The sequence below is a fragment of the uncultured Blautia sp. genome, assembly GCF_902497045.1.
Classification (GTDB): Bacteria; Bacillota; Clostridia; order Lachnospirales; family Lachnospiraceae; genus Blautia_A.
In genome coordinates, this window is the sequence record NZ_CABVDF010000091.1 from 1 (window position 1) to 10,257 (window position 10,257).

9 protein-coding genes are annotated in these 10,257 nt (G+C 44.6%); 8 read left to right on the top strand and 1 reads right to left on the bottom strand.

The genetic code is table 11. The annotated features are described in order from the left end of the window. Positions 1–111 precede the first annotated feature (111 nt). The 7 genes from RDS42_RS08120 to RDS42_RS08150 all read left to right on the top strand — a co-directional run bounded on the left by RDS42_RS08120 (position 112) and on the right by RDS42_RS08150 (position 7,598). Positions 112–1,008, top strand: a complete 897-nt coding sequence (locus RDS42_RS08120; RefSeq protein ID WP_308783207.1) for an FAD-dependent oxidoreductase — start codon at positions 112–114, stop codon at positions 1,006–1,008. A 260-nt stretch (positions 1,009–1,268) separates the two neighbouring features. Then, positions 1,269–2,081, top strand: coding sequence for a sporulation transcription factor Spo0A (gene spo0A / locus RDS42_RS08125; RefSeq protein ID WP_308783208.1), 813 nt, complete (start codon positions 1,269–1,271; stop codon positions 2,079–2,081). 59 nt (positions 2,082–2,140) lie between these two features. Further along, on the top strand, positions 2,141–3,586 hold the full coding sequence (gene glgA, locus RDS42_RS08130) for a glycogen synthase GlgA (RefSeq protein WP_308783209.1): 1,446 nt from the start codon (positions 2,141–2,143) through the stop codon (positions 3,584–3,586). A 56-nt stretch (positions 3,587–3,642) separates the two neighbouring features. Further along, positions 3,643–3,828, top strand: coding sequence for a hypothetical protein (locus RDS42_RS08135; RefSeq protein ID WP_022067034.1), 186 nt, complete (start codon positions 3,643–3,645; stop codon positions 3,826–3,828). 12 nt (positions 3,829–3,840) lie between these two features. Beyond that, complete coding sequence (locus RDS42_RS08140) at positions 3,841–4,089, top strand: spore coat protein (RefSeq protein ID WP_308783210.1); 249 nt, start codon at positions 3,841–3,843, stop codon at positions 4,087–4,089. A 188-nt stretch (positions 4,090–4,277) separates the two neighbouring features. After that, complete coding sequence (locus tag RDS42_RS08145; RefSeq protein ID WP_308783211.1) at positions 4,278–6,059, top strand: S8 family peptidase; 1,782 nt, start codon at positions 4,278–4,280, stop codon at positions 6,057–6,059. Between the two features lie 147 nt (positions 6,060–6,206). Further along, complete coding sequence (locus RDS42_RS08150; protein ID WP_308783212.1) at positions 6,207–7,598, top strand: nucleobase:cation symporter-2 family protein; 1,392 nt, start codon at positions 6,207–6,209, stop codon at positions 7,596–7,598. A gap of 43 nt (positions 7,599–7,641) precedes the next feature. On the opposite strand, the gene RDS42_RS08155 is transcribed toward RDS42_RS08150, so the two are convergent. Further along, positions 7,642–8,874 carry a 6-phosphofructokinase gene (locus tag RDS42_RS08155; RefSeq protein ID WP_308783213.1) on the bottom strand — a complete coding sequence of 411 codons (1,233 nt, stop codon included), beginning with the start codon at positions 8,872–8,874 and terminating at the stop codon, positions 7,642–7,644. 173 nt (positions 8,875–9,047) lie between these two features. Here RDS42_RS08155 and pepT point away from each other — a divergent pair. After that, a partial coding sequence (gene pepT / locus RDS42_RS08160) for a peptidase T (protein ID WP_308783214.1) occupies positions 9,048–10,257 on the top strand: 1,210 nt, incomplete at its 3' end.

The window sequence follows — 10,257 nt, forward strand, 5'->3', positions numbered from 1 at the left end:
TTATTATAATTTTACAAAATGATAAATAAAGAATATATTTAAGATGTAAAGAAACAAAGCAGCCATCAATAGAGAAAAGCAATATGAAAAGGTGTAAGGAGGATGCAGAATATGTATGATGTAGTGATTATAGGAGCAGGACCGGCAGGGATCAGCGCAGGAATCTATGGGGCAAGCAGAGGAAAAAAGGTATTAATGATCGAGAAAGATCAGGCTGGAGGTCTGATCGGAAAGGTATCTACCGTGACTCATTATGCAGGAGTGGCTCCGGGAGAGACAGGAGCCGCATTTGCTGCAAAACTGAAACAGCAGGCAGAGGCAGCTGGTGTGGAGATTCTGAAGGCAGAGATGAAAAAGGCACAACTGATAGGAGATAAAAAAGAAATTTTTACAGATAAAGGAGTCTTTGAAGCTGAAAAAATAATCCTGGCAAACGGTACCTCTCCGAGAAGGCTGGGAATTCCGGGAGAAGCAGAACTTTGGGGAAAAGGTATGGGAATGAATGCTGCAAAGGACGGAGAAAGTTATCGTGGAAAACATATTTATGTGGCAGGCGGTGCAGACGGAGCGGTAAAAGAAGCCTTATATCTTGCAAAACTGGCATCGAAAGTAACAATTATCCATTTTGAAGATTCTCTTGGATGTATTGCAGAATTCAGGGAAAAGGTAAAAGAAACACCAAATATTTCCCTTCGTCTTCATTCAAGACTTCATGGAGTATATGGAACCGATCAGGTTCGGACTTTGGAAATTCTGGATGAACATACAGGGGCTATTGAAACGATAGAAGACCCGGGATGTGGGATCTTTGTATATGCAGGAACAATTCCGAATACAGAACTGTATACACAGCTTTCTCTGGAGAATGGATTTATTCCGGTAAACGAAAAAATGGAAACAGAAATTCCCGGTGTTTATGCTGCAGGAGACATTCGGGTAAAACAAGTTCGTCAGGTTTCCACAGCAGTAGCAGATGGAACGATTGCCGCGATCCAGGCTTCCATGTAGAAAAATGCAGAAAAACAGGATCAGTGAAAACCTCCATAAACCTGCATGCTATCCGATTTCGATAGAAATCTTTCCCACGAATTTTTGAGATAAATGTCTGTAAAACTCGAAAAAAAGCGAAAGAAAAACAGATTTTTCAGCCTCTTTCAGCTTGATTTCGCGCAGGTGCTTCCTCTATAATATCTGTGACATGTGAGTAAATGAAATTTCAACACAGCTTTTGCAGGCAGGCTGTCAAAAATGAGGAGGAAACTGGTCTGATGGAAAAATTAAATGTAGCAGTAGCAGATGATAACGAGAAGATGGTAGAAATACTGGGGCGGATGATCGAAGAGGACAAGGATCTGACACTGGTCGGCAAAGCACATAACGGAGAAGAAATCTGTAATATCATCAAAGAAAAGGAACCGGATGTGGTGGTGCTGGATATTATTATGCCGAAAATGGACGGCTTGACAGTTATGGAGCACTGCAGTCATGATATGACAGTAAAAAAACAGCCTTCTTTTATTGTTGTCTCGGCAGTGGGGCAGGAAAGGATTACAGAAGATGCGTTCAGCCTGGGAGCTGATTATTATATGCTGAAGCCTTTTGACAATCAGGTGCTTCTTAACCGGATCAAGCATCTTAGAAGATCAGGCGACCGGAGAAACAGGGAATCTGTACTGCGTCAGGCAGCAGTTCAGGAACAGAAGGCGGAATATGGCGCGAGGAACCTGGAATCGGATGTGACGAATATCATCCATGAAATCGGAGTACCTGCCCATATTAAAGGATACCAGTATTTAAGAGACGCGATTATTCTGGCAGTCAATGATATCGAGATGCTGAATTCCATTACCAAGGTGCTTTATCCCACCATAGCAAAGAAACATCAAACGACGCCAAGCCGTGTGGAAAGAGCCATCCGTCATGCCATAGAGGTGGCATGGAGCAGGGGTAAAATGGATACTATTGATGAGCTTTTTGGATATACAGTCAGCACAGGAAAAGGAAAACCTACAAATTCGGAATTTATTGCGCTGATCGCAGATAAGATTCGTCTGGAATACAAAAATCACTCTTTCCAATAGACCGTATTTGGAGTATAATAAAGATATCTTTAAGTCACACTAAGGAGGGGTATTTACAGATGAAAAGGATTTTATTTGCAACATCAGAAGCAGTGCCGTTTATCAAAACAGGAGGATTGGCAGACGTTGCCGGAGCTCTTCCGAAATACTTCGATAAACGTTATTTTGATATCCGTGTTATCCTCCCCAAATACGCCTGCATGAAACAGGAATGGAAAGATAAAATGGAATATGTGACCCATTTTTACATGGATCTCGGCTACAAAAACTGCTATGTAGGCATTATGCAGATGCAGTATGACGGAATTCAGTTTTACTTTATTGACAATGAATATTATTTCAGTGGTCCGAAGCCTTACGACAGCGCTCCCTGGGATCTGGAAAAATTTGCATTTTTCTCCAAAGCAGTGCTCTCCGTACTTCCTGTCATTGGTTTCCGTCCGGATGTGATCCACTGTCATGACTGGCAGACAGGTCTTGTTCCGGTATATCTTCATGATTCTTTCCAGCAGAATGACTTTTTCTGGGGAATTAAGACAGTTATGACGATCCATAACCTGAAATTCCAGGGTGTATGGGATGTAAAAACAATAAAAGAGATCACAGGACTGTCTGATTATTATTTTGCACCGGATAAGCTTGAGGCTTATAAGGATGCAAACTATCTGAAAGGCGGCATCGTATTTGCCGATGCAGTTACTACAGTAAGTAATACATATGCAGAAGAGATCAAGACGCCGTTTTATGGGGAGAAACTGGACGGACTTATGTGTGCCCGTTCCAATAGTCTTCGCGGAATCGTAAACGGAATTGATTATGACGTATTTAATCCGGAGACAGATCCGTTTATTACGCAGAACTTTAATGCAAAAACTTTCCGTAAGGAAAAAGTAAAAAATAAGATTCAGCTGCAGAAGGATCTGGGACTTGAAGTGGATCCTAAGGCTATGATGATCGGTATCGTATCCCGTCTGACAGACCAGAAAGGCTTTGATCTGATAGCTTATGTCATGGATGAAATGTGCCAGGATGCAGTCCAGTTTGTGATTCTTGGAACAGGTGATGAACGCTATGAGAATATGTTCCGCCATTTTGACTGGAAATATCATGGCAAGGTTTCTGCCCAGATTTATTATGACGAGCCGATGTCCCACAGGATTTATGCAGCTTCCGACGCATTCCTGATGCCGTCTCTCTTTGAGCCGTGCGGATTGAGCCAGCTTATGAGCCTTCGTTACGGAACTCTTCCGATTGTGCGGGAAACAGGAGGACTGAAGGATACTGTACAGCCGTACAACGAGTTTGAGGGAACCGGAACAGGCTTCAGCTTTACCAATTACAATGCACATGAGATGATGGCTACGGTACGTAATGCAGAGCGTGTATTCTATGACAACAAGCGTGAATGGAATAAGATGGTTGACCGTGCAATGGCAGCTGATTTCTCCTGGGGTAATTCCGCAAGACAGTATGAAGAAATGTACAATTGGCTGATCGGTGAATAAAAAATCTGTTTTCTGACATACTACCTTTTGTAGAAAATATATGAGGAGGTAGTATCATGACAGAGATTTCAGAACTTGATCTTCAGAACCTTCGCCATCTAATCGGCGGTTTTGACACCACGCACTGTAAAATGCAGGACTATGCACAAAAAGCAGAGGATATGGAGGTAAAACAATTCTTCCAGAAATCCGCTCAGTCCGCACAGCAGACAAAACAGCAGCTGATGCAGTTTTTACAGTAGGAGGTGCCGAAAATGAATGAAAAAGCAATGGTAGCAGATACTCTGGCAGGAATTAACGGAGAACTTGTGCGTTATGGAGAAATGATCCCGCAGACAGAGAATGCACAGCTGAAACAGACTCTGAAGCAGATCCGTAATCAGTGTGAAATGTCTCAGGAGGAAATCTACCGTATTGCCCGGACAAAGGGATATTATGTTCCCGCAGCAAAAGCCACCAGAGAAGAAGTTGATCATGTCCGTTCAGTACTGAGTCAGGGCTGATAAAGAAAAATAAAAAGCTTTCGCAGGAAACGGAGAAATCTGTGGACTGTGGAAGCTTTTTTTATGTGGAATACGACTGTCTGCCCAGCATGTATCTGACGGGTAAAAGGAACCTGTATGCCTTGTTCTTCAGGAATCAGAAACCGTGGAAAAGCATAGGCTGATAAAAAAAGAAACAGGGAGAGACTATGCTGGGAAAAGAGGATTATGAGCCGGGAATGGAAGTTTTTGAAAAAAAGAAAAAAGAAACTGCAGTCAGTAAGACGGAAGCAGCGGAAAATCAGGTTCTTCCTGCGCAGGATGAAAACTACCAGAATTTCATTGTCAGATATAACCAGAACGTAAACGGTACGGTCACATATGAATCAGACAGAAGCTTTCAGATCATAGACGATCTGTTCGGTGTAACCTATGTGCCTTCGTCCCAGGTTCCGGAACCATTGATCAGCAGTTATTCCTATTTTTCTGTCCCAAAATGTTATACTTACATGGATCAGGGCGGGCTGGATTCTTCAGGTGTCAACAGGCTTCATGACCATCCCTATCTGAAGCTGCGGGGAGCAGGAAACCTGATTGCCATTATTGATTCAGGAATAGACTGGAGACATGAAGCCTTTCGTAATGGAAACCATACAAAAATTCTCAGTATATGGGATCAGAGTGCGAAGGGCAGTCCTTCGGACGGAGTTCCATATGGAAGAATATTTACAAGAGAAGACATTGACAGGGCGCTGGTTTCGCCGGATACCATGGAAGTGCTGCCGCCTCTGGACGCAAATGGACACGGGACGATGCTTGCAGGAATTGCGGCAGGGAACAGGATACCGGAACAGGGATTTTCCGGTGCGGCTCCGGAGGCAGAACTGGTAGTGGTGAAATTAAAACAGGCAAAAAAATATCTCAGGGAGCTTTATCTGATCCCTTCTTCGGCAGAGGTTTTTCAGGAAGATGATATTATGCTGGCAATTGCATATGCAGTCAAAACAGCGCTTCAGTATCAGATGCCTTTGTCTGTGTGTATTGGACTTGGAAGCAGTATGGGAGCTCACAGAGGTGAGGGACCGCTCAGCCAGTATATTGGAAGTGTTGCAAATTTTACGCAGAATGCAGTATCTGTGGCGGCTGGAAATGAAGGTCTTGCCAGACATCACTATATGGGAATATTAAATGAAACAAATCCCCGGGATACTTTGGAACTGAGAGTTGGAAGTATGGAATCTGGAAGTGGTTTTTCTATGGAATTCTGGGGAGAGTCTCCTGATTTTTATAATGTGGTGATCCAGTCACCTACCGGTGAGCGGCTTTCCATAAGCGCTGCCCTGAAAAACAGTACCCAGGAACTTTCGTTTGTGTTTGTGGAAACAAAAGTTCTGGTTAATTATATTCCAATAGAAAGGCGGTCGGGAAATACTCTGATATTTTTCCGATTTCTCCATCCGGCGGAAGGAATCTGGAAGCTGGAAACAGAAAGCCGTTTTAACAGTCCTGGGAGATTTCATGTATGGCTTCCGGTACAGGGAATGATATCGGAAGATACGTATTTTCTGGAAGCATCACCGGATTATACGATCACATCGCCGGGGGATGCACCAAACGGCATGACTGCTGCGGCGTACCAGTATCGGGACAACAGTCTCTACATCCGATCCAGCAGAGGGTATAATACAGATAACCTGGTCAAACCGGATTTTGCCGCACCGGGAGTGGATATGAAAATACCTTTGACAGGACCTTTGGGGGGATATGGGACTGCGTCAGGAACAAGCCTTGCAGCAGCCCAGACTGCAGGAATTGCAGCGCTCCTTTTTGAATGGGCTGTTATCCGGGGAAACGAACCGTTCTTTTTTGGGAACAGCGTAAAAAATTATCTGAGAAGAGGAGCAGTCCGTGAGGAGGATAAGGTGTATCCCAACAGAGAATGGGGATATGGAAGAGTGGATCTTTATCATACTTTTGAACTGCTCACATAAAAGTCTACAAAAAAGGATGTTGTTTTTTGTGTAAAATTTATACAAAAATTTTTAGCACACCTAATTGTTTTTATGCATACTGTTTGGTATAATGAAACACGAAAGAAAAATTTACATAAATAGAAACAAAAGGAAAGGGAGGATATTATGAAACGAGGAAGTATTTTTGAGCTGGATGGAGTTCCGCGTCTACGGGAAGCTGCTCCGCTTGCTCTTCAGCATGTAGTGGCAATGATCGTTGGCTGCGTAACACCTGCAATTATTGTTGCAGGTGCTGTGGGAGACGGTGGATTAAAACCAGAGGATCGGGTTATTCTGATTCAGGCGTCTCTGGTGATGTCTGCCATTGCCACACTGCTTCAGCTGTTTCCTATAGGAAAAAAATCAGGTTTTGCCATTGGCTCCGGCCTTCCTATGATTATGGGTGTCAGCTTTGCCTATGTGCCCAGTATGCAGGCAATTGCAGAAGGTTATGGTGTGGCTGCTATTTTTGGCGCCCAGATCGTGGGCGGTATCGTAGCTCTTGTAATGGGACTTCTGGTCCGGCAGATAAGGGTGTTCTTTCCGCCTCTGATCACAGGAACTGTTGTATTTACGATCGGTCTTTCTCTTTATCCCACTGCTATTAATTATATGGCAGGAGGAGTGGGAAGCGAGAATTACGGAGACTGGCAGAACTGGCTGGTGGCTTTTTTCACTCTGGCAGTGGTAACGGCTTTGAACCATTTTGGAAAAGGAATCTGTAAACTGGCCTCTATTCTTATAGGCATTATTGCAGGATACATTGTCTCCATACCTTTTGGAATGGTAGACCTTACCAGTGTAGGCGAGGCAGGCGCTTTTCAGCTTCCGCAGTTTATGCATTTCGGCGTAGAGTTTGAAATTTCCTCCTGTGTAGCCATTGGTATTCTTTTTGCAATAAATTCCGTACAGGCTATTGGAGACTATTCCGCAACTACCATCGGTTCTATGAACCGTACCCCAAAAGACAGAGAGCTTCAGAACGGTATTGTAGCATATGGCCTGAGCAATATATTAAGTGCAGTGTTCGGCTGTCTGCCCACCGCCACTTACAGCCAGAATGTTGGTATTGTAACTACGACAAAGGTTATCAACCGCTGTGTTCTTGGACTGGCTGCTGCGATTCTTGCAGTTGCAGGTATTGTACCAAAATTTTCTGCACTTTTAACAACGATACCTCAGTGCGTACTGGGGGGAGCAACGGTTTCTGTTTTTGCTTCCATTGCAATGACAGGTATGAAGCTTGTAGCTTCCGCTGAAATGGACTACAGAAATTCTTCTATCGTAGGTCTGGCAGCGGCTCTGGGAATGGGAGTTTCCCAGGCAACGGCGGCGCTTGCTACTTTCCCGGAATGGGTAACTACCATTTTTGGAAAATCTCCAGTAGTTCTTGCTACTATAATCGCAGTGCTTTTGAATATTATTCTTCCAAAAAGCCGTGATGAAAAAAAAGAGGAAGAAATGAAAAAAAAGCAGGTTGAAGAACAGCTGAAGAAAGATCATGAAGAATTCCAGTAAAAAAATGGCGCAGACTTTTGTCTGCGTCATTTTTTGACAAGGTTTATTTTCTGTATACAAATACAGGAAGTCCGTCGTCGCCAGCAGGAACAGCAATATTTCCCTGTACCAGAGGAGTTACATATTTTATGAAATCATGGGATACATCTGAACCATTTTCAGTGATCCACTGGGCAGGAACTCCTTTTTCTTCGTTGCAGATGAGATTAACATCTTCCAGTCCGCATTCCATCAGATAGGAACCGTCTGTGTTTTCTTTACGGATAAAGGAAACCATTTTTCCGGTTTCTCCATTCAGGGCAGCCTGAACACCGAACCGTCCGGCAGCCACGGCCTCTGCCTGGTCTGTTTCGGAAATCAGAGAAGCGCTGCAGCGCTGGCTGACGTTCAGCTCTACGGAGCGGGCTTTCACTCCAAGGCGGCTCCTTACCAGATTTTCCAGATATTTTCCGCAGCCGGCCAGCATTTTGTGACCAAAGCTGTCAGTGCCTACGGAACTGTCGTATTCGCAGATAAAGGTTCCTTCTGCATCATGAATACCTTCGGATACGCAGACAACTACATTGCAGTTTTTCTCAAAGGCTTTTTCCACATCTGAGAGGAACTGCTCTGTGTCAAAATTACTTTCCGGAAGGTAGATGAACAGAGGATTGTCGCCTTTATATTTACGGGCAAGAGCCCCGGCAGCAGTAAGCCATCCGGCATGGCGTCCCATGATCTCTATGATAGTCACGGATTTTTTTTCATAAACACTGGCATCCAGTGTGATTTCGCGAACAGTAGAGGCTACATATTTGGCTGCACTTCCGTAACCAGGAGTGTGGTCGGTATGCACCAGGTCATTGTCAATGGTCTTAGGCTCTCCGATCACACGGATAGAACTTCCGATCCGGGCGGCATAGCGGGAAAGCTTGCTTACCGTATCCATGGAATCATTGCCGCCGATATAAAAGAACCAGCCGATATTCATCTCCTTAAATTTACGGAAAAGAAGAGGATATACCGGATCCTCCAGAGATTCCGGAAGCTTGTAGCGGCAGGAGCCCAGATATGCGCCAGGTGTATGCTTCAGGTATTCCAGTTTTTCTCCCGGAAGAGCTTCCCGGAAATTCAGGATGCGGTCATCCAGAAATCCTTCGATTCCGTTTACCATTCCATAAACCTCACCGATTTCCTGGTCATGGGCGATTCCTTCTGCCACAACTCCGTAAAGGCTACTGTTGATCACTGCTGTAGGTCCGCCGGACTGTCCGACGATCAGATTTTTCTTTGCCATTTTGTACCTCCGATTAGGATATTGATAGGATAAATTTATGATTATCAGTATACCATAAGGAGAGGGGAATGACAAACGTTACTGTTTCCCGCATTGTTTTTTCATATCTTCTATATTATAATGAAGACACGGAAAAATTTCCTTTGGGAATAAGAAGAGAACAGGAGCAGATTATGAGAGCATACGAACGTTTATTAAATTATGTGAAGATCCATACAACCAGTGATGAAAACAGCGATACTACTCCTACCACAGCCCGCCAGTTTGATCTGGCAGAGCTTCTGGTAAAGGAAATGAAGGAGCTGGGAGTCAAAAATGCAAGAGCAGATGAAAACTGTTATGTATATGGTGAGATACCTGCCACCTCGGGATACGAGGACAGACCGGCCATCGGATTTATCGCTCATCTGGACACCGCGCCGGATTTCTGCGGGGAAAATGTGAATCCACAGATCCATGAAAATTACAATGGAGAGGATCTGCCTCTGGGAAACAGCGGAAAGATTCTTTCTGTAAAAAAATTCCCACATCTGAAAGAGTTGAAAGGCAGAACACTGATCACTACAGACGGAACCACTCTTTTGGGGGCAGACGACAAAGCCGGTGTAGCGGAAATTATGACTGTTGCGGAGGAGCTTCTTAAAGAGAACATGGCTCATGGAAAGGTATGCATTGCCTTTACACCGGATGAGGAAGTGGGAAGCGGAGCCGGAAAGCTGGATATTCCGGGACTTGGTGCGCAGTATGCCTATACGGCAGACGGCGGTCGTGAAAATGAAATCGTATATGAAAACTTTAATGCCAGCGAAGCGGTTCTTGAGATCCGAGGGTTTAACATTCATCCGGGAGAGGCGAAGAACACCATGGTCAATGCGGCACTTGTTGCTATGGAGATCAACAGCATGCTGCCGTCGCTGGAAACTCCGGCTCATACAGAACTGTATGAGGGATTTTTCCATCTCTGCGAGATGCAGGGAACCGTGGAGCAGGCAAGACTTGTGTATATCATTCGGGATCACAGTGCAGCCTGCTTTGAGGCAAGAGAGAAAACCATGGAGCATGTTACAAAGATTATGAACGAGAAATACGGAGAAGGAACCGTCACTTTGAAGATTACAGAGCAGTACCGGAATATGATTGAAAAAATAGAACCGTGCATGCATCTGGTAGATCATGCCAAGGAGGCAATCCGTGAACTGGGAATGGAGCCGGATGTTGCTCCTATCCGCGGCGGTACAGATGGTTCCCAGCTCAGCTTCCGGGGGCTGCCATGTCCGAATCTTGGAACAGGCGGTTATGCTTTCCATGGTCCTTATGAGCACATTACTGCAGAGGGAATGGATACGGCTGTTCAGGTAATGCTTGGTATTCTGAAACGATATG

Bases quoted from the DNA above. Each gene is read 5' to 3' on its own strand.
- RDS42_RS08120 (WP_308783207.1), top strand. From the start codon at position 112: ATGTATGATGTAGTGATTATAGGAGCAGGACCGGCAGGGATCAGCGCA.
- spo0A (WP_308783208.1), top strand. From the start codon at position 1,269: ATGGAAAAATTAAATGTAGCAGTAGCAGATGATAACGAGAAGATGGTA.
- glgA (WP_308783209.1), top strand. From the start codon at position 2,141: ATGAAAAGGATTTTATTTGCAACATCAGAAGCAGTGCCGTTTATCAAA.
- RDS42_RS08135 (WP_022067034.1), top strand. From the start codon at position 3,643: ATGACAGAGATTTCAGAACTTGATCTTCAGAACCTTCGCCATCTAATC.
- RDS42_RS08140 (WP_308783210.1), top strand. From the start codon at position 3,841: ATGAATGAAAAAGCAATGGTAGCAGATACTCTGGCAGGAATTAACGGA.
- RDS42_RS08145 (WP_308783211.1), top strand. From the start codon at position 4,278: ATGCTGGGAAAAGAGGATTATGAGCCGGGAATGGAAGTTTTTGAAAAA.
- RDS42_RS08150 (WP_308783212.1), top strand. From the start codon at position 6,207: ATGAAACGAGGAAGTATTTTTGAGCTGGATGGAGTTCCGCGTCTACGG.
- RDS42_RS08155 (WP_308783213.1), bottom strand. From the start codon at position 8,874: ATGGCAAAGAAAAATCTGATCGTCGGACAGTCCGGCGGACCTACAGCA.